The sequence below is a fragment of the Streptomyces sp. NPDC054975 genome (genome assembly GCF_053609105.1).
In genome coordinates, this window is record NZ_JBSGWV010000002.1 from 390,532 (window position 1) to 409,924 (window position 19,393).

Genomic DNA, 19,393 nt, shown 5'->3' on the forward strand with positions numbered 1-19,393 from the left:
TACATGTACATCCGGCACCTGCCGAATTAGTGGAAGGACGCCATCATGGCGAAGCTGTCCCAGGACGACCTGCTCGCGCAGTTCGAGGAGATGACCCTCATCGAGCTCTCCGAGTTCGTGAAGGCCTTCGAGGAGAAGTTCGACGTCACCGCCGCCGCGGCCGTCGCCGTTGCCGGTCCCGCCCAGGGTGGTGGCGAGGGCGCCGCCGCCGCTGAGGAGCAGGACGAGTTCGACGTCATCCTCGAGGGTGCGGGCGACAAGAAGATCCAGGTCATCAAGGTCGTGCGTGAGCTCACCTCCCTGGGCCTGAAGGAGGCCAAGGACCTCGTCGACGGCACCCCGAAGCCGGTCCTCGAGAAGGTCGCCAAGGAGGCCGCGGAGAAGGCTGCCGAGTCCCTCAAGGCCGCCGGCGCCTCCGTCACGGTCAAGTAAGACCCTGCGAGTCTCCTGACTCGCTCAGGCGCCTCTCAGGGCGCCTCGCCAAGGGCGATCACCCATCCGGGTGGTCGCCCTTCGGCGTACCCGGGGACGGGCGTGGCGAGGGTCGTGCGAGCCGCCCGGGGCGGAGTATGGTGATCTTCGCCGTGCGCCCCCGCTGACCGGGGGGCCTTGACGAACCGCACGCAGCGCGCAATTCTCAGGACGCGTCGTCACAACGATCCGTATCCGAGGCATGGATCGACGGCGGAACGGGCAGTATCGAGGTGCGCCGCACGGCGCGAGGTACCGCGGAGTTGAGAACAACGAGGGTCGCGAATTACTCGCCCTGGACATCAGTGGGCCAAGTGGCTACACTGACCCTTTGCGCTGCCTGTTAGCTGCCCCCTGCCCGTCACTAGGGGCATACTCTCACGAGAGCATTGTCGGCAGACCTGACCTGACCTGGGCTTTTGGCCATATCGGGAATCGTCTGTCCCTCTGCTTCGCTGGGGACCGGTACGCGCGTAGTGAGTCCGAGCCCTCGGAAGGACCCCCTCTTGGCCGCCTCGCGCAACGCCTCGACCAATACGAACAACGGCGCCAGCACCGCCCCGCTGCGCATCTCCTTTGCAAAGATCAAGGAGCCCCTCGAGGTTCCGAACCTCCTCGCGCTGCAGACCGAGAGCTTTGACTGGCTGCTCGGCAACGCCGCCTGGAAGGCTCGCGTCGAGGCAGCTCTCGAGTCGGGACAGGACGTCCCCAGGAAGTCGGGTCTGGAGGAGATCTTCGAGGAGATCTCCCCGATCGAGGACTTCTCCGGGTCGATGTCGCTGACCTTCCGCGACCACCGCTTCGAGCCCCCGAAGAACTCGATCGACGAGTGCAAGGACCGTGACTTCACGTACGGCGCCCCGCTCTTCGTCACCGCCGAGTTCACCAACAACGAGACCGGCGAGATCAAGTCGCAGACGGTCTTCATGGGCGACTTCCCGCTCATGACGAACAAGGGCACCTTCGTCATCAACGGCACCGAGCGTGTCGTGGTCTCGCAGCTGGTCCGTTCGCCGGGTGTCTACTTCGACTCCTCGATCGACAAGACGTCCGACAAGGACATCTTCTCCGCCAAGATCATCCCGTCCCGGGGTGCCTGGCTGGAGATGGAGATCGACAAGCGCGACATGGTCGGTGTCCGCATCGATCGCAAGCGCAAGCAGTCCGTCACCGTCCTCCTCAAGGCTCTCGGCTGGACCACCGAGCAGATCCTGCAGGAGTTCGGCGAGTACGAGTCCATGCGCGCCACCCTGGAGAAGGACCACACCCAGGGCCAGGACGACGCGCTGCTCGACATCTACCGCAAGCTCCGTCCGGGCGAGCCGCCGACCCGCGAGGCCGCTCAGACGCTGCTCGAGAACCTCTACTTCAACCCGAAGCGCTACGACCTCGCGAAGGTCGGCCGCTACAAGGTGAACAAGAAGCTCGGCGCGGACGAGCCGTTGGACGCCGGTGTCCTGACCACCGACGACATCATCGCCACGATCAAGTACCTGGTGAAGCTCCACGCGGGCGAGCAGGAGACGATCGGCGAGTCGGGCCGGGAGATCGTCGTCGAGACCGACGACATCGACCACTTCGGCAACCGTCGTCTGCGTAACGTCGGCGAGCTCATCCAGAACCAGGTCCGTACGGGTCTGGCTCGTATGGAGCGCGTCGTGCGTGAGCGCATGACCACCCAGGACGTCGAGGCGATCACGCCGCAGACCCTGATCAACATCCGGCCGGTCGTCGCCTCCATCAAGGAGTTCTTCGGCACCAGCCAGCTGTCGCAGTTCATGGACCAGAACAACCCGCTGTCGGGTCTGACGCACAAGCGTCGTCTCTCGGCGCTGGGTCCCGGTGGTCTGTCCCGTGAGCGGGCCGGCTTCGAGGTCCGAGACGTGCACCCGTCCCACTACGGACGCATGTGCCCGATCGAGACCCCCGAAGGCCCGAACATCGGTCTGATCGGTTCGCTCGCCTCGTACGGCCGCGTCAACGCGTTCGGCTTCATCGAGACGCCGTACCGCAAGGTCGTCGACGGTCAGGTCACCGACGAGGTCGACTACATCACCGCCGACGAGGAGGACCGCTTCGTCATCGCCCAGGCGAACGCGACCCTGAACGACGAGCTCCGCTTCACCGAGCCGCGCGTTCTGGTCCGCCGCCGTGGTGGCGAGGTCGACTACGTCCCGCCGACCGAGGTCGACTACATGGACGTCTCGCCGCGCCAGATGGTGTCGGTCGCGACGGCCATGATCCCCTTCCTCGAGCACGACGACGCCAACCGTGCCCTCATGGGCGCGAACATGATGCGTCAGGCGGTGCCGCTGATTAAGTCCGAGGCCCCGCTCGTCGGTACCGGCATGGAGTACCGCTGTGCCACCGACGCCGGTGACGTGCCGAAGGCCGACAAGGACGGTGTCGTCCAGGAGGTCTCGGCCGACTACATCACCGTCGCCAACGACGACGGCACGTACACCACGTACCGGATGGCCAAGTTCTCCCGCTCGAACCAGGGCACCTCGGTCAACCAGAAGGTCGTCGTCTCCGAGGGCGACCGCGTGATCGAGGGCCAGGTCCTCGCCGACGGCCCGGCCACCGAGAACGGTGAGATGGCGCTCGGCAAGAACCTGCTCGTGGCGTTCATGCCGTGGGAGGGTCACAACTACGAGGACGCGATCATCCTGTCGCAGCGCCTCGTGCAGGACGACGTCCTCTCCTCGATCCACATCGAGGAGCACGAGGTCGACGCCCGTGACACCAAGCTCGGCCCGGAGGAGATCACCCGGGACATCCCGAACGTCTCCGAGGAGGTCCTCGCCGACCTCGACGAGCGCGGCATCATCCGTATCGGTGCCGAGGTCGTCGCCGGCGACATCCTCGTCGGCAAGGTCACGCCCAAGGGTGAGACCGAGCTGACCCCGGAGGAGCGTCTGCTCCGCGCGATCTTCGGTGAGAAGGCGCGTGAGGTCCGTGACACCTCGCTGAAGGTGCCGCACGGCGAGACCGGCAAGGTCATCGGCGTCCGCGTCTTCGACCGCGAGGAGGGCGACGAGCTTCCCCCGGGCGTGAACCAGCTGGTCCGCGTCTACGTCGCCCAGAAGCGCAAGATCACCGACGGTGACAAGCTGGCCGGCCGTCACGGCAACAAGGGTGTCATCTCCAAGATCCTGCCCATCGAGGACATGCCGTTCCTCGAGGACGGAACTCCGGTCGACATCATCCTGAACCCGCTGGGTGTCCCGTCCCGAATGAACCCGGGACAGGTCCTGGAGATCCACCTCGGCTGGCTCGCCAGCCGCGGCTGGGACGTCTCCGGTCTCGCGGACGACTGGGCGCAGCGCCTGCAGGCCATCGGCGCCGACCAGGTCGCCCCGGGCACCAACGTCGCCACCCCCGTCTTCGACGGTGCGCGTGAGGACGAGCTCGCGGGCCTGCTCCAGCACACGATCCCGAACCGCGACGGCGAGCGCATGGTGCTCCCCTCCGGCAAGGCGCGTCTGTTCGACGGCCGCTCCGGCGAGCCGTTCCCGGACCCGATCTCGGTCGGGTACATGTACATCCTCAAGCTTCACCACCTGGTCGACGACAAGCTGCACGCCCGGTCGACCGGTCCGTACTCGATGATCACCCAGCAGCCGCTGGGTGGTAAGGCCCAGTTCGGTGGCCAGCGCTTCGGTGAGATGGAGGTGTGGGCGCTGGAGGCATACGGCGCTGCGTACGCCCTCCAGGAGCTGCTGACGATCAAGTCCGACGACGTGACCGGCCGCGTGAAGGTCTACGAGGCCATCGTCAAGGGCGAGAACATCCCTGAGCCCGGCATCCCCGAGTCCTTCAAGGTGCTCATCAAGGAGATGCAGTCCCTGTGCCTCAACGTGGAGGTGCTGTCCTCGGACGGCATGTCCATCGAGATGCGCGACACCGACGAGGACGTCTTCCGCGCAGCGGAGGAGCTCGGTATCGACCTGTCCCGGCGCGAGCCGAGCAGCGTCGAAGAGGTCTGACGGGAGTCCGGTACGGGGGCTCAGCGATGAGCCCCCGGCCGGCCCCAGGACCCCCGTTTCAGACCCCAAGACTTACAACCCTGAGAGGGATTGACGCATAGTGCTCGACGTCAACTTCTTCGATGAGCTCCGGATCGGTCTGGCCACCGCTGACGACATCCGTCAGTGGAGCCACGGCGAGGTCAAGAAGCCCGAGACCATCAACTACCGCACGCTCAAGCCCGAGAAGGACGGACTCTTCTGCGAGAAGATCTTCGGTCCGACCCGGGACTGGGAGTGCTACTGCGGCAAGTACAAGCGTGTCCGCTTCAAGGGCATCATCTGTGAGCGGTGTGGCGTCGAGGTCACCCGCGCCAAGGTGCGCCGTGAGCGGATGGGCCACATCGAGCTCGCCGCTCCCGTCACCCACATCTGGTACTTCAAGGGCGTCCCGTCGCGCCTGGGATACCTGCTCGACCTCGCGCCGAAGGACCTCGAGAAGGTCATCTACTTCGCCGCGTACATGATCACGTTCGTGGACGAGGAGCGCCGTACGCGCGACCTGCCGTCGCTGGAGGCCCACGTCTCCGTCGAGCGCCAGCAGATCGAGAACCGCCGCGACGCCGACCTCGAGGCCCGCGCCAAGAAGCTCGAGACCGACCTGGCCGAGCTGGAGGCCGAGGGCGCCAAGGCCGACGTGCGCCGCAAGGTGCGCGAGGGTGCCGAGCGTGAGATGAAGCAGCTGCGTGACCGTGCGCAGCGCGAGATCGACCGTCTCGACGAGGTCTGGAACCGCTTCAAGAACCTCAAGGTCCAGGACCTGGAGGGCGACGAGCTCCTCTACCGCGAGCTGCGTGACCGCTTCGGCACGTACTTCGACGGTTCGATGGGTGCCGCGGCGCTGCAGAAGCGCCTGGAGTCCTTCGACCTGGAGGAGGAGGCCGAGCGCCTCCGCGAGATCATCCGTACCGGCAAGGGCCAGAAGAAGACCCGTGCGCTCAAGCGCCTCAAGGTCGTCTCCGCGTTCCTGCAGACCGCGAACAGCCCCAAGGGCATGGTTCTCGACTGCGTGCCGGTGATCCCGCCGGACCTGCGTCCGATGGTGCAGCTGGACGGTGGCCGCTTCGCGACCTCCGACCTGAACGACCTGTACCGCCGTGTGATCAACCGCAACAACCGTCTGAAGCGTCTGCTCGACCTCGGTGCCCCCGAGATCATCGTGAACAACGAGAAGCGGATGCTCCAGGAGGCGGTCGACGCCCTCTTCGACAACGGCCGTCGTGGTCGCCCGGTCACGGGCCCCGGCAACCGTCCGCTGAAGTCCCTCAGCGACATGCTGAAGGGTAAGCAGGGTCGATTCCGTCAGAACCTGCTCGGTAAGCGTGTGGACTACTCCGCGCGTTCCGTCATCGTCGTGGGTCCGCAGCTGAAGCTGCACCAGTGTGGTCTGCCGAAGGCCATGGCGCTGGAGCTCTTCAAGCCGTTCGTGATGAAGCGCCTGGTCGACCTGAACCACGCGCAGAACATCAAGAGCGCCAAGCGGATGGTCGAGCGCGGCCGCACGGTCGTGTACGACGTCCTCGAAGAGGTCATCGCCGAGCACCCGGTTCTGCTTAACCGTGCGCCCACGCTGCACCGCCTCGGCATCCAGGCCTTCGAGCCGCAGCTGGTCGAGGGCAAGGCCATCCAGATCCACCCGCTCGTCTGCACCGCGTTCAACGCGGACTTCGACGGTGACCAGATGGCCGTCCACCTGCCGCTCTCCGCGGAGGCGCAGGCCGAGGCCCGCATCCTGATGCTGTCCTCGAACAACATCCTCAAGCCCGCCGACGGCCGTCCGGTCACGATGCCGACCCAGGACATGGTCCTCGGTCTGTTCTTCCTGACCACCGACGGTGAACTCCGTGACACCAAGGGCGAGGGCCGCGCGTTCGGCTCCACGGCCGAGGCGATCATGGCGTTCGACGCCGGCGAGCTCGCGCTGCAGTCGCAGATCGACATCCGCTTCCCGATCGGCACCGTTCCGCCGCGCGGCTGGGTTCCCCCGGTCGCCGAGGAGGGCGAGCCGGAGTGGCAGCAGGGTGACTCGTTCCGCCTGCGTACGTCGCTGGGCCGCGCGCTCTTCAACGAGCTGCTGCCCGAGGACTACCCCTTCGTCGACTACTCCGTCGGCAAGAAGCAGCTCTCCGAGATCGTCAACGACCTCGCCGAGCGCTACCCCAAGGTGATCGTGGCGGCGACGCTCGACAACCTGAAGGCGGCGGGCTTCTACTGGGCGACCCGTTCCGGCGTCACCGTGGCCATCTCCGACGTCGTCGTTCCCGAGGCGAAGAAGGAGATCGTCAAGGGCTACGAGGCGCAGGACGAGAAGGTCCAGAAGCAGTACGAGCGCGGTCTCATCACCAAGGAAGAGCGCACTCAGGAACTCATCGCGATCTGGACCAAGGCGACCAACGAGGTTGCCGAGGCCATGAACGAGAACTTCCCCAAGACGAACCCCATCTTCATGATGGTTGACTCGGGTGCCCGAGGAAACATGATGCAGATGCGGCAGATCGCCGGTATGCGTGGTCTGGTGTCGAACGCCAAGAACGAGACGATCCCGCGTCCCATCAAGGCGTCCTTCCGTGAGGGTCTCTCCGTCCTCGAGTACTTCATCTCGACGCACGGTGCCCGTAAGGGTCTGGCCGACACCGCCCTGCGTACCGCCGACTCGGGTTACCTGACCCGTCGTCTGGTGGACGTCTCGCAGGACGTGATCATCCGCGAGGAGGACTGTGGCACCGAGCGCGGTCTGAAGCTGCGGATCGCCGAGAAGGGTGCCGACGGCATCCTGCGGAAGACGGACGACGTCGAGACCTCCGTGTACGCGCGGATGCTCGCCGAGGACGTCGTCGTGGACGGCAAGGTCATCGCGCCGGCCAACGTCGACCTGGGTGACGTCCTGATCGACGCCCTCGTGGGCGCCGGTGTGGAGGAGGTCAAGACCCGCTCGGTCCTGACCTGTGAGTCCGCGGTCGGCACCTGTGCCTTCTGCTACGGCCGTTCGCTGGCCACCGGCAAGCTGGTCGACATCGGTGAGGCCGTCGGCATCATCGCCGCCCAGTCCATCGGTGAGCCCGGTACCCAGCTGACGATGCGTACCTTCCACACCGGTGGTGTGGCCGGTGACGACATCACCCAGGGTCTGCCCCGTGTCGTCGAGCTCTTCGAGGCCCGTCAGCCCAAGGGTGTCGCCCCGATCTCGGAGGCGGCCGGCCGCGTCCGTATCGAGGAGACCGAGAAGACCAAGAAGATCGTCGTCACCCCGGACGACGGCAGCGACGAGACGGCGTTCCCGATCTCGAAGCGTGCCCGTCTGCTGGTGGGCGAGGGCGACCACGTCGAGGTGGGCCAGAAGCTCACCGTGGGTGCCACCAACCCGCACGACGTGCTGCGGATCCTCGGTCAGCGCGCGGTCCAGGTCCACCTGGTCGGCGAGGTCCAGAAGGTCTACAACTCGCAGGGTGTGTCGATCCACGACAAGCACATCGAGATCATCATCCGGCAGATGCTGCGCCGCGTGACGATCATCGAGTCCGGCGACGCGGAGCTGCTGCCGGGCGAGCTCGTCGAGCGCTCGAAGTTCGAGACCGAGAACCGTCGTGTGGTCACCGAGGGCGGTCACCCCGCCTCCGGCCGTCCGCAGCTGATGGGTATCACCAAGGCCTCGCTGGCGACGGAGTCCTGGCTGTCGGCCGCCTCCTTCCAGGAGACGACCCGAGTCCTGACGGATGCGGCGATCAACGCCAAGTCCGACAGCCTCATCGGCCTCAAGGAGAACGTCATCATCGGTAAGCTCATCCCGGCCGGTACGGGTCTGTCCCGCTACCGCAACATCCGGGTCGAGCCGACCGAGGAGGCCAAGGCCGCGATGTACTCGGCCGTCGGCTACGACGACATCGACTACTCGCCGTTCGGCACCGGCTCCGGCCAGGCCGTTCCGCTGGAGGACTACGACTACGGTCCGTACAACCAGTAAGCGAGTCGCTTGATCGACCGAAGGGCGGTCACCCCGTACGTAACGGGGTGGCCGCCCTTCGGGCTTTCACCGGCTCGCGATCTCCCACAGCGCGAAGCCGAGGCCGGCGGTGGCGGTGAGGGCGGCGACCGAGGCCAGGGGCCAGCGGGCGCGTTCCAGCTCGTCGAGGCGGGCCTCGTGGTCGGCGAGCTGTCTGTCGGTCTGGTCGCTGCGCTGGACGAGCAGCGCGAGGGAGCCGTCGACCCGGGCGAACCCGGCCTCCAGCGTGCCGCGCAGCCGTTCCAGTTCCAGTGCGACCGCGACGGGGTCGTTCGGATCAGACTCGGTCATCCGCCGCCCCCGGGGTGGTGCGCAGCCAGGAGGGCAGCAGGTTCTGTACGGCCGGTACCGCCATCACCCGGGTGAGGGCGGCGGCGACGGCGAGGGCCCCGGCGACCCAGGGGAGGGTCGCCGGTACGCCGGAGGCGTCGACGATCGCGGGGAGCACGACGGCGATGCCGACGGCGGACTGCAGGACGGTTCGCGCCGTGCGCTTGGTGTTCTCGGACAGGGGCATGGGGGCTCCTCAGAGGGTGTGGGGGACTTTGAGCGCGTTCCAGGAGGTGGCGCCCGGCCAGCCGTCGGCGTCGGAGCCGCGGAAGCCGAGCTTGCGCTGCCAGGCGGCGTACGACTGGCGGTCGGCCTCGGACCAGCGCGGGCCGGGGCCGACCTGGTAGCGGCCGCAGCCCTCGGCGACCAGCCGGCGGCCCATCGCGGTGACGATGGGGGAGCTGGGGCTGGTCTTGAAGAACGCGGTGCCGGGGAAGCGCTGGTAGCGCGGGGCGGCCGGCTTCGGCGGGGGCGGGGGCTGCTTCGAGGGGGCGGTGCCGAGCCGCTTCTGGACCCGGTCGCGCATGCCCGGCATCGCGAAGCCGCGCGGGTCGCTCTTCCAGTCGGACCACTCCAGGTGGCCGATGACGGAACGGGCGCCCCAGCCGTGGGCCCGGCAGAGCGCGGCGGAGGTCCGCTCGATGGCGTCGAGCTGGGCGGCCGGCCAGGGGTCGCTGCCGTTGCCGAGGTTGATGCACTCGAAGCCGTAGAAGCGGGAGTTGCCGTCGACGGCGCCGGGGCTGCCCTGGTGCATGCGGGGGGTGGGCGGCCGGGTGCCGTAGGCCTCGGTGATCACGGCCTGGAGGACCGAGGGGTCGCCGCCGCCCGCGTGGTTGGCGCGGCCGTTGGCGACGAGATGGACGGTGCCGTCCTTGGCGATCACGCCGTGGCAGAGCGGGCCCGGCAGTCCGGAGTAGCCGTTGTAGCAGAGCTCGACGGACGAGGCGGTACCGCTGGAGACGGTGTGGTGGATCATCACGCCGACGACGGGCCCCCAGGCTCCCGCCTGGTTGCGGTGGTGGGTGCGCCAGCCGTCGTGCTCGACGACCTTGACGCCTTCGGCGCGGAGCGCGGCGACGAGCCGGTCCGCGGTGAGGGGAGTGGCCATCCGGTGTCCTCCAGACATGCGAAAACCCCGGCCGTTTCTTCGGCGCGGGGCGGGCGTACGGGTGGGGCGTGGTGGTTACGGAGTGGGCTCGGGGGTCGGGCCGGGGGCGGGCGTCCCCGGGGCGGGTTCCGGCTCGGGCTCCGGGGCGGACGGGGCCCAGGTCGCGCAGAGCGCGGCGTAGGCGGCGCGGCGGTTCTCGAAGTCGGCGAGGGCGGCGGCCACGGCGGTCTGGACGGCGGTCGGGTCGGGCGTGACCGGTTCGCCGTTCTCGCCGTTGACGACGACGGTGGCGTAGCCGCGCAGGCTGGCGTCGCCCACGCCGGTCTTGCTGGTCTGGGCGGTGACGTACACCGCCGGGTACTGGCCGGTGACCGGGTCGCGCTCCAGCGTGTTGCCGAGGGTGTTGTCGTACACGCGGACGTCGAGGGTGTGGCTGCCCTCGGTGACGACGGCGCGGCCCGCGTAGTCGATGGCCACGCCCCAGGGCTGTGCGGGGTCGATGTTCATGGTGTGCTCCTCAGCGGTCAGGTCTGGGTGCCGTAGATCAGGACGGGCTGGGCGTAGACGGTCCCGCCGCTTGCCGAGGCCTGGATCTCGATCAGCATGGTCTGGCCGAACCTGGTGTTCATGTCGCCGGGGATCAGGCCCGTGTGGTCGTAGGTCGTGCCCGCGGTGACGGTGGGGCCGAACTGCTGGCCGTCGACGAGGACCTTCACCTGGCCGGTGGCGCCGGTGGACACCGCCGTGTTCACCGACAACCGCAGCTTCGGCTGCCAGACGGGGTTGTAGGACCGGGCGACGGTGATGAACGTGGCGCTGGTGGTGGACGGCCAGTGGGCCTTGTCGACGTTCATCGGCGGCATCAGCTGCAGCCAGGGCCGGGCGAGGCCGCCGGTCATGATGTCGTCGGCGAAGATCTCGTGGCCGTAGCCGTCGAAGATCCGGAACAGCGGCCGGTTGATGGTGACGCTGCCGGTCTGTGCGGGCGGGCGGATCTCGCTGACCGCCGGCCGGGTGTTCACGGCCGTGGACAGGGCCTTGAGCCGGCGTTCCATCTGGTTGAGCCGGTCGATGATGTCCTCGGGCAGCTTGGGCATCAGGCCTCCTCAAGGTAGAGCTCGGCGGTGTCGGGGCGGCCGCGCTCGGGGGGTGAGACCTTGACGCCGATGATGCGGTAGCGGGCGTCGAGGCCCTCGGAGTACCACTCGTCCGTGATGCGGATGCGGGCGACGCGGCCGATGAGCGCCGGCGGGACGACCCCGCCGAGGTGGATGCTGATCGAGGGGATCACGACGGCGCCCTGGGCCTCGGCGAGTTCCCGCTTGGCCAGCGAGTCGAGGGTGAGCGTGTCGGTGACCTCGTTGTGGTCGGAGGACAGGTCGATCAGTGGCCAGCCGTCCGCGAGCAGATCACTGGCGACCTGCTGGGTGGAGAAGATCGGCCGGGACTCGGTCCCCGCGTTGGAGTTCGTCGACGCGCCGCGGGCCAGCGCGGTGGTGCCGCCGCGGGTCGCGTCGTACGGGAAGGAGTACGACAGGATGACGCCGGGCCGGTCGAAGAGCAGGTCGGTGGCGCCGTTGACGATCTTGGGCCAGCCGAGCCGGAGCTGCCGGACCCGCTTGCCGTCGGTCGGGTCGCGGTAGACGAGGATCTGGTGCTCGAAGCCGTTCTGCAGCGCGGCCAGTTGGTCGAGTGCCTCCAGGTAGACGGTCTCGTCGCCCTTGCGCCAGGAGGCCGTCCGAAGGACCTCGGACTCCTCCGTCCCGTAGGTGATCCCGAGGCGGCGCGGCTGCTTCCCCTCGGGCAGGGGGACGGTGGGGTCGTCCTGGGTGTCGAGCTCCTTCCACAGCCGGCGCGCGATCTCCAGCTGGTCGGTCGGAGTGGTGAAGGAGATGTCGGTACGGATGCGGCGGCGGCTCGCGTACGAGTCGAAGGTGGCGGCCTGGATGCCGAGGGTCAGCACCCCACGCCCGCTGGACTGCAGGGTGGCGGTCCACACGATGCCGCCCCACCACAGGTCGCCGCCGCGCTCCAGGTAGACCGCCGTGCGGCCCTCCCGGACCTTCTTGACGCGGTCGGCGAGCTCCTTGTTGGGGATGGGGATGGTGCCCGAGAGCGAGCCGGCCTTGCCGATGTAGTCGTCGAAGGAGACGTCCCGCAGGGGCAGGATGTCGAGGGTCTGGTCGGTGATCAGGTCGCAGAAGATCGCCCGGTAGGGCGTTTCGAGGCTCATCGGTCCCCTCAGAGCACGTAGGTGGCGTTGATGTGCAGGAACCGGCCGGCCGTCAGGACACCGCCGCCGGACCAGGTCCGCAGATAGACCGCCCCGTTCGACTGGACGACGGCGGCGCCGGAGCCGTAGGCGTCGGTGCCGACGGCTTCGAAGTTGCCCGCCGGACGCCAGCCCGCAGGGATGGTGCACAGGAGCTCGTCGGGGGTGATGTTGCCCGTGCTGCCGGCGGTGAGGTCGGCCGCCGTCCGTTCCACGGTGATGGACACCGTGCACACGCCCCGGGTCCTGCGGCCCGCGAAACCGCTCAGCTTCCAGCCGGTGGCCGCGGTCGCACCGGCCGTGGTCGTCTCCACCTCGACCGGCGGCTGATAGGTCGCCCAGGCCGTCCCGTTCCAGCGCTGGAGCGTGCCGTTGCTGTCCCGGAACTGCCCGACGTAGCTGCCGACCGACACCGTGCCGCTGGGCGCGACGCCGCCGATCTCCTTCGGGTACGCGACCCAGGCGGTGCCGTCCCAGCGCTGCAGGAAGTGGGCGTTGTCGTTGTCCTGGTACTGGCCGGGGTAACTGCCCGGTACCGCAGCGTTGTTGTAGACGGGCATGATGCCGCCGACGCCCGCGGTCGTGACCCGCAGGTCGGAGACGGTCCCCGACGTGGTCCACGGGATGCCGCCGGTACCGGCGGAGGCCGCGGCGGGGACCTTGACCGCGAACAGCGTGAGCGAGAGGGGTGGAGCGGCCGGCGCCTCCGGAACGGCCTTCGGCTCGCCCTGGATGATCTCGACCGCGGCCTCGCTCTTCTTCAGGCCGTCGAACTGGTCGTCGTAGACGCGCAGGACGACGAGGTCGATGCGCGGGTCGAGCGCGTTGCCGTCGGCGAAGGTGAGGACGGTGTCCGCGTCGAGGGTGACGTGGTACGGGCCCTGGGCGACCGGGCCCTGGATGACGGCCCGGCCGTGGAAGAGGGTGGCCGTCATCGGCCCGTTGCCGCTCATCCACAGGCCGCCGACGCGGAACTTGCCGTCGTTCGTGCCGGGCAGGATGCCGGAGCGGGCGCTGAGGGGCCCGGCGGGGGTGGTCGCACCGATGTGGGTGTGACGGGTGTCGACGCGGGTCTGTCCGGTGGGGGACAGCCAGCCGCTGCGAAGGGCCATGCTGGTTCTCCTGGGTCTCCTGGGTTCTCCTGGGTCGGGTTACGCCTGCGGGTCGACGCGGATGAAGGAGTTGTCGAACCAGGCCTTCAGGCCCACGTCGCTGGACCGGTAGTAGGCAGTGAGGGTGTAGCTCGCGCCCGCGGTCAGGTTGTAGAGGCGCTGCGTGGTCGAGGCGGAGAAGCCGTCCACGTGCTCGGTCGGCCTCGCTGCCTTCACGGACAGTTCGTCGTCCAACTCCCGCACCAGCGTGGTGCCCTGGGTGACGCGTATGCCCATCCAGCCCGTGCCCTTGATGCCCGGCGCGCCGGCGGTGGCGACGTGCAGCTCGATGCGCGAGCCGAAGGTCACCAGGACGGACCTGGAGGCCGGCGCGGTGAAGGTGAGCTTCAGCGGGTTGGTCCCCCGCTCGACCAGCGCGTCCACGTACGTCGTGGACGTGGTGTACCCCGCGTCCAGCGAGTCGATGAAGTACGGCCCCGGCACCGCCGGCGCCCAGGCCGTACCGTTCCAGCGCTGGAGCTGGCCGCCGGTGCTGTCCCGGTACTGGCCGATGTAGCTGGCCGCGGTGGTGGAGAAGGAGTTCGGGACGATGCCGCCGACCGCGGCGGGGTACGAGACCCACTTGCCGCCGTCCCAGCGCTGGAACTGACCGTCCGCGGTGTCCTGGTACTGCCCCGGGTAGGCGCCGGGGGACACCGCCCCCTCGACCGGAAGGATTCCGCCGACGGCCACGACCGGGGTACGCAGGTCCTTGAGCGCGGTGGACCACGGGATGCCGCCGTTGCCCGCGCTGGCACCGGCCGGCACGGTCACCTCGTACAGCGGGAGGCTGCGCGCCGGGGCGGGCATCGCCTTCGGCGTCTGCTCGGCCACGCCCTCGATGACCTCGATCACGGCCTCGTTGCGCTGGCCCTCGTAGAGCCGGTCGTAGATCCGCAGGACGACGAGGTCGATCCGGCCGAACAGCGGATTGCCCGGGTTGAAGGTGACGGTCGCGGCGGTCGGCAGGGTCACCGGGTAGACGCCCTGGGAGATCTCGCCCTGGATGACGGCCCGCCCCTCGGAGACGGTCGCCGACATGGCGGAGGCGTTCGTCATCCAGAAGCCGGAGAGCCGGTACTGGCCGCTGTAGGAGCCCGGCAGGATGCCGGAGCGGACCTGGACGGGGTTGAGCATGGTGGTGGCACCGGTCTGGGTGAGCCGGGTGTCCTCCCGGGTCTGACCGGTCTCGGCGACCCAGCTGCTGCGCAGGTTCATGGGGTTCTCCAATCGAGGGAAGGGGCGGCGTCAGGACGCGCGGGCGTCGGGGGTGGGGGGTGTCAGGACGCGGCGGACGTCAGGACGTGGGTGGCGTCAGGCGCGCGGGTGTCAGGACTTCAGCCACTCGGCGGTGAGGGCGCAGGCGTAGCCGGAGCCGCCGAGGGTCTTGATCGCGGCGGTGTGGCTGTGGAAGCCCGACAGCTGGACCGCGTTGCCCGCGGTGAGCCTGATCAGGCCGGAGCCGCCGACCGAGACGGCGCCGTTGCCGGCGGGGCTGAGCCAGGTCAGCCGTGACTGCCCGACGCCGCCGACGCTGACGCGGGCGCCGCGCATACCGCTCTGGCCGTCGTTGGCGAAGGTGGCGTGCGCGGCGATCCGCCACATGCCGCTGCGCGGCACGACGTACGTGTGGGTGCCGTTGAAGCTGTTGGTGTCGTCGGCCTCGACGGTCGGCAGGTTCAGCGGGGTCCAGGTGTTGGGCTGGATGGTCTGCTGCTGGGCGGACAGCCACTGGGTGGCGGCGAACAGGATCTTGCCCGCGCCCTCGGCGTACTGCCAGGCCGAGCCGTCCCAACGCTGCAGGATGCCCGAGTCGTCCCGGTACTGGCCGGCGTAGCTGCCGGTCACCTGGGTGCCGGGCGCGATGCCGCCGATCGCCTTCGGGTACCCGATCCAGGTCGTACCGTCCCAGCGCTGGAGCATGCCGCCCGCGTCGCGGTACTGCCCGACGTACGCGCCCTTGAAGCCGCTCGTGGGCATGATGCCGCCGAGCGCCACCACCGGCCAGTGCTGGGTGACGACCGCGCCGGCGGTCCAGGCGATGCCGCCGTTGCCGGCCGAGATGCCCTTGGGGACCCTGACGGTGTAGAGCGGCACGGTGCTGCCCGGACCGCTCGCCGGCGCCACGGGGTTGGCCTGCGGGACGCCCTTGACCAGGCGGATGACGGCATCGGTGGTGCCGGTCTTGTCGTACGTGTCGTCGATGACGGCCAGTTCGATCAGATCGATCCGGTCGTACTGCGGATCACCGTCCTCGATGGTGATCGTCTCCGGCGAGATCGCGCTGACCAGGTAGGCGCCCTGACGGGTGTCCTTGCCCTGGACGACCGCGCGGCCGGTGCCGATGGTGCACTGCATCGCGGCGGTCCCGGTCAGGACGAAGCCGCCCGGCACGATGCCCGGCCGGGAACGCAGCGGGGTCTCCTCGAGGGACTGACCACTGGGAGTGAGCAGGGAGGCCAGGGTGAGACGGGTGTCCTCACGCGTCTGACCGGTCGACTGCAGCCAGGCGGCCCGTACAGTCATGGTTCACCTCTTTCGGTGGAGCGGGCGGGGGCGGGTCACCACTCGGCGCTGCGCCAGCGGACGGTCATCAGGGCGTCCTCGGTGGCCTCGTCGGGCCGGAAGGACAGTTCGGTGCGCCCCGGTTCGAGCAGGAACAGCTCCTCGGGGCTGGAGTCCGCCATCGCGGTGTGCCGGCGGGAGGCGGTGCCGTTGAGCATGACCGTGCCGCCGGACGTGTCGACGACGAGCTCCTCGCCCGCCGCCAGGTCGATCGCGTACCGCAGGCGGCGCCTGCTGCCCCGTTCGGTGACGGTCGGCATGGAGCACGGGCCGCGGAAGGTGATGACCGGGTGGGTGGCGGCGGAGCCGGTGTTCTCGACGACGGCGTCGCCGGTCGACTTGGCCTCGCCCCAGTAGAGCGGCCAGGTCAGCGGCCAGGTGAGGCCGGACTCGGGCTGCGGGGCGGTGGTGGAGGCGACCTGCTCGTTGACGGCGTAGCGGCGCGGGTCGGCCGCGAGCCACTGGACCGACATCTTCGAGCTGCCCTGGGTGGCGAAGCCCTGGTCGGCGGGGACCACGCGCTGGGCGATCCGGGCGCGTACGGCGAGCAGTTCGCCGTGCAGCCGGATGGTGAGCCAGCGCTCCTCGTCGAGCAGGGCGAGGGCCTGCCGCAGGGCGCGGATGGCCTGCGGCGCCGCGTTGTACTCCGGCATCAGCACGATCGTGCCGCCGACCTTGCGCGGCTTGGCGTACCGGGAGCCCGGCCAGGCGCCGTGCGAGGTGGGGCGGTCGGCGTCGGAGGAGTCGTACTCGGGCAGGTCCTCCCAGCCGGTCAGACCGGAACGGTCGACGGCGAAGGGGGTGCCGGGGCCGATGAGGAGCCCGGCCCACTGGATCTGCCCGTCCTGGGTGATCAGTGAGCCGGGCGCGAGGTCGGCCGTGTAGGTGTTTCCGGCGTATGCGGTTGTGGTCTCGGCCATGGGGGCCGTCACCTCACTTCGGAGAGGCGGTCGGGTGGGCGGTCGTCGCGGGGGCAGTCAGCTGCGCGGTCCACGCGGGGGCGGTCAGTGGTGGGAGGCCGCGAGGAAGAGCAGGTCCTCCGCGGTCGACCGGGGTCCGGCGCCGGACTTCTCGTAGAAGTCCCGTATCCGGTGCGGCGGTCGGGGGGCTTCGGTGAGGGCGGGGACGCGGCGGTTCTCCAGCTGGGAGAGCGAGTCGATCCGGTAGTCGTCCGGCGAGCCGGGGGAGACGATGCCGCCGTCGGCGAGCATCGGGAGCTTGTCGAGTTCGACGCCGAACTTCTTGCCGGTGAGCGGGATCTCGAAGCTGAGCTTGTTGAGACCGTCGATGATCCAGTTGGCGAAGGCGATGAGGCCGTTGATCGGCCCCTTGACGACGCCGATGACGCTGCTGAGCGCGCCCTTGATCAGATCGCCGATCCCGCGCATGGCCCCGCTGACCGCGTCCTTGGCGGTGCGGAAGAAGCCGGGGATCTTGTCGGTGACGAAGGTCAGGATCGGCCGGACGGCGTTCTTGATCCCGCCCATGGTGGTGGAGGCGATTCCGCGCAGGGCGTTGGAGGCGGAGGTGACGGCGGTACGGACCTTGGAGATGCCGTTGATGGCGGAGCCGACGATCTTCAGGGCGGTGGTGAACAGGGTCAGGTACGCCTTGAAGTAGGTCCCGACCGCCTGCCCGAGCAGCTTCATGATCGGCTGGAGGAACGTCCACACCGACTGGAAGCCCTTCAGGGCCTGCTCGAAGACCTGCTTCATGATCCGCCGACCGGTCTCGCTGTTCATCGCGTACTCGATGAGCCAGGCGGCGACGGGAACGAGGATGCCGACGAGGAAGCCGAGGGGGTTGGCCCGCATGGCGACGTTGACGCCGGTCATCGCGACGGAGGCGATCGTCATGACGGTGCCGTACGTGTCCATCAGCTTCGTGACGACGTCGGTGACGGGGAGCAGCGGCGTGAGGAGGGCGAGGACGCCACCGACCGCGGGGCCGATCCTTCCCGCGGCCGTTCTCGCCCTGCCCGCCGCGGTGCCGATCTTCTTGATGCCGACGGCGCCCTTGGACCGCTGGATCCGGCGGACGGAGGTCGCGGCGCCGGACGCGTTGGTTCCCAGGGTGCGGACGGAGGTGCCGGCGGTACGCAGGCCGGTGGCGACCTGGTCGATGCCGCCGGCCGCCCGCTGGACGTCCTGCTTGAGCCGCTTCAGCGAGTCGCCCGCCTGACCGAGACCCTGCCGCAGCTTGGTCATCACCGGAGCGACACCCTGGAACGGGTTCGGCATGGCTGCGACGGCGCTCATCCGCGTGCCTTCGCCAGGTACATCAGCGCGTCCGCCGTCGACTGCGGGTCACTGCCACGGGCCGCGTGGTAGTGCTCGATGTGCAGCCCGGCGCCCGCGGCGCCGGCCAGGCCGGTGCGCGCCGACATGCGGGCGCGGCGGGCGGTGAGGGCGAGCAGCCGGTCCAGCTTGGAGAGCGGCAGGACGGCCTCGGCCTCGCCGGCCTCGGCGAGGATCGCCGGGACACCGCCGGTGCGGGGCATGACGACACCACCGGTGGCGAGCATCGGGATGGTCGGGATGTTGACGCCGAAGGTCTTGCCGCCGACCACCGGCACCCAGCCCGGGACGCTGACCTTGACCCGGTTCAGGCTGCCGATCATCCGGTTGATCAGGCCGATCACGGCGTTGATCGGGCCCGACACACCGCTCTTGATGCCGTTGAACGCCCGGGACGCGATGTCCTTGAGGCCGTTCCAGATGGACGACATCTTGTCCTTGACGGCCCGGAAGGCGTTCGGGATCGCGGACTTGATCCAGTTGACGACCGGGGTGATGACCGCCTTGATGCCGTTCCAGACGGTGCTGATCACCGTCTTGATCGCCTTCATGACCGTGGTGATGACCGTCTTCCAGATCTTCACGTAGGTCTTGATGACGGTGGCGACGGCCTTGACGACGGTCGAGATGGCCTTCTTGATGCCGTTCCAGACCGTCTTGATCAGCTGGCCGGCCTTCTTCATGATCGGCCCGATGGCCTTCATGACCGAGCCGATCACGGTCTTGATGGCGCTGAAGGCCTTCTTCATGATCGTCTGCATGGTCTTCGAGCGGGCCGCCATCTCGACGATCTTCTCGATGAGCGGCATGAAGAGTTCGAGCAGGCGGGCGAGGATGTTGCCCTTCATGGACTTGTTGAGCTTGTCCTGGCCCTTGGCGGCCTTACCGGCGCCGGACTCGTACTTGCCCAACTTCTTGCCGGCGGACTCGGCCGTCCTGCCCGCCTTCGTCATGGACTTCTCGGCCTGGTCCGAGGCCGTCTTCAAGTTCTTGAGCTGGGTGCTGGAGCTCTGGGCGCTGCTCTTGAGGTTCTTGAGCTGCCCGTTCGCCGACTTGCCGGCGTCGCCGACCTTCTTGACCGAGGTCGCGGCGCCGGATGCCTGCGTCTTGAACGTGCGCAGGGAGTCGGACGCCTTCTTCATGGAGCTGACGAGACTCATGGGTTACCTCC

The 19,393-nt window shown here is 68.8% G+C and carries 15 protein-coding genes; 3 read left to right on the plus strand and 12 right to left on the minus strand.

Annotation, left to right across the window (positions count from 1 at the left end):
- Nucleotides 1-45: 45 nt before the first annotated feature.
- From rplL to ACWF79_RS04290, 3 genes are all read left to right on the plus strand, one after another.
- Nucleotides 46-432: a 50S ribosomal protein L7/L12 gene (gene rplL, locus ACWF79_RS04280; RefSeq protein ID WP_453726503.1), complete on the plus strand. Its 387-nt coding sequence runs from the start codon at nucleotides 46-48 to the stop codon at nucleotides 430-432.
- A 545-nt stretch (nucleotides 433-977) separates the two neighbouring features.
- Nucleotides 978-4,460 carry a DNA-directed RNA polymerase subunit beta gene (gene rpoB / locus ACWF79_RS04285; protein WP_260229434.1) on the plus strand — a complete coding sequence of 1,161 codons (3,483 nt, stop codon included), beginning with the start codon at nucleotides 978-980 and terminating at the stop codon, nucleotides 4,458-4,460.
- A 100-nt stretch (nucleotides 4,461-4,560) separates the two neighbouring features.
- On the plus strand, nucleotides 4,561-8,460 hold the full coding sequence (locus ACWF79_RS04290; protein WP_453726504.1) for a DNA-directed RNA polymerase subunit beta': 3,900 nt from the start codon (nucleotides 4,561-4,563) through the stop codon (nucleotides 8,458-8,460).
- A gap of 66 nt (nucleotides 8,461-8,526) precedes the next feature.
- On the opposite strand, the gene ACWF79_RS04295 is transcribed toward ACWF79_RS04290, so the two are convergent.
- The 12 genes from ACWF79_RS04295 to ACWF79_RS04350 form a co-directional block, all read right to left on the minus strand.
- Nucleotides 8,527-8,790: a hypothetical protein gene (locus tag ACWF79_RS04295; RefSeq protein WP_453726505.1), complete on the minus strand. Its 264-nt coding sequence runs from the start codon at nucleotides 8,788-8,790 to the stop codon at nucleotides 8,527-8,529.
- A complete protein-coding gene (locus ACWF79_RS04300) occupies nucleotides 8,777-9,016 on the minus strand; it encodes a hypothetical protein (protein WP_453726506.1) in 240 nt (79 codons plus the stop codon). The genes ACWF79_RS04295 and ACWF79_RS04300 overlap by 14 nt, the downstream gene beginning before the upstream one ends.
- Before the next feature lie 9 nt (nucleotides 9,017-9,025).
- Nucleotides 9,026-9,937, minus strand: coding sequence for a peptidoglycan-binding protein (locus ACWF79_RS04305; protein ID WP_453726507.1), 912 nt, complete (start codon nucleotides 9,935-9,937; stop codon nucleotides 9,026-9,028).
- A gap of 75 nt (nucleotides 9,938-10,012) precedes the next feature.
- Nucleotides 10,013-10,444, minus strand: coding sequence for an ATP-binding protein (locus tag ACWF79_RS04310; RefSeq protein WP_453726508.1), 432 nt, complete (start codon nucleotides 10,442-10,444; stop codon nucleotides 10,013-10,015).
- A 17-nt stretch (nucleotides 10,445-10,461) separates the two neighbouring features.
- Nucleotides 10,462-11,034, minus strand: coding sequence for a hypothetical protein (locus ACWF79_RS04315; RefSeq protein ID WP_453726509.1), 573 nt, complete (start codon nucleotides 11,032-11,034; stop codon nucleotides 10,462-10,464).
- Nucleotides 11,034-12,170, minus strand: coding sequence for a hypothetical protein (locus ACWF79_RS04320; protein WP_453726510.1), 1,137 nt, complete (start codon nucleotides 12,168-12,170; stop codon nucleotides 11,034-11,036). Before ACWF79_RS04320 ends, ACWF79_RS04315 begins: the two co-directional genes overlap by 1 nt.
- Nucleotides 12,171-12,178: 8 nt before the next feature.
- Entirely contained in the window at nucleotides 12,179-13,321 is a 1,143-nt protein-coding gene (locus ACWF79_RS04325; protein WP_453726511.1) for a hypothetical protein, read from the minus strand.
- 39 nt (nucleotides 13,322-13,360) lie between these two features.
- Nucleotides 13,361-14,578 carry a hypothetical protein gene (locus tag ACWF79_RS04330; protein WP_453726512.1) on the minus strand — a complete coding sequence of 406 codons (1,218 nt, stop codon included), beginning with the start codon at nucleotides 14,576-14,578 and terminating at the stop codon, nucleotides 13,361-13,363.
- A gap of 111 nt (nucleotides 14,579-14,689) precedes the next feature.
- Nucleotides 14,690-15,886 carry a hypothetical protein gene (locus ACWF79_RS04335; protein WP_453726513.1) on the minus strand — a complete coding sequence of 399 codons (1,197 nt, stop codon included), beginning with the start codon at nucleotides 15,884-15,886 and terminating at the stop codon, nucleotides 14,690-14,692.
- A 35-nt stretch (nucleotides 15,887-15,921) separates the two neighbouring features.
- Nucleotides 15,922-16,845 (minus strand): phage distal tail protein, encoded by a 924-nt coding sequence (locus tag ACWF79_RS04340; protein ID WP_453726514.1) that lies wholly within the window; start codon nucleotides 16,843-16,845, stop codon nucleotides 15,922-15,924.
- 84 nt (nucleotides 16,846-16,929) lie between these two features.
- Nucleotides 16,930-18,183, minus strand: coding sequence for a tape-measure protein (locus ACWF79_RS04345; protein WP_453726515.1), 1,254 nt, complete (start codon nucleotides 18,181-18,183; stop codon nucleotides 16,930-16,932).
- Nucleotides 18,180-19,382, minus strand: coding sequence for a phage tail protein (locus tag ACWF79_RS04350; protein ID WP_453726516.1), 1,203 nt, complete (start codon nucleotides 19,380-19,382; stop codon nucleotides 18,180-18,182). Before ACWF79_RS04350 ends, ACWF79_RS04345 begins: the two co-directional genes overlap by 4 nt.
- Nucleotides 19,383-19,393: the final 11 nt, after the last annotated feature.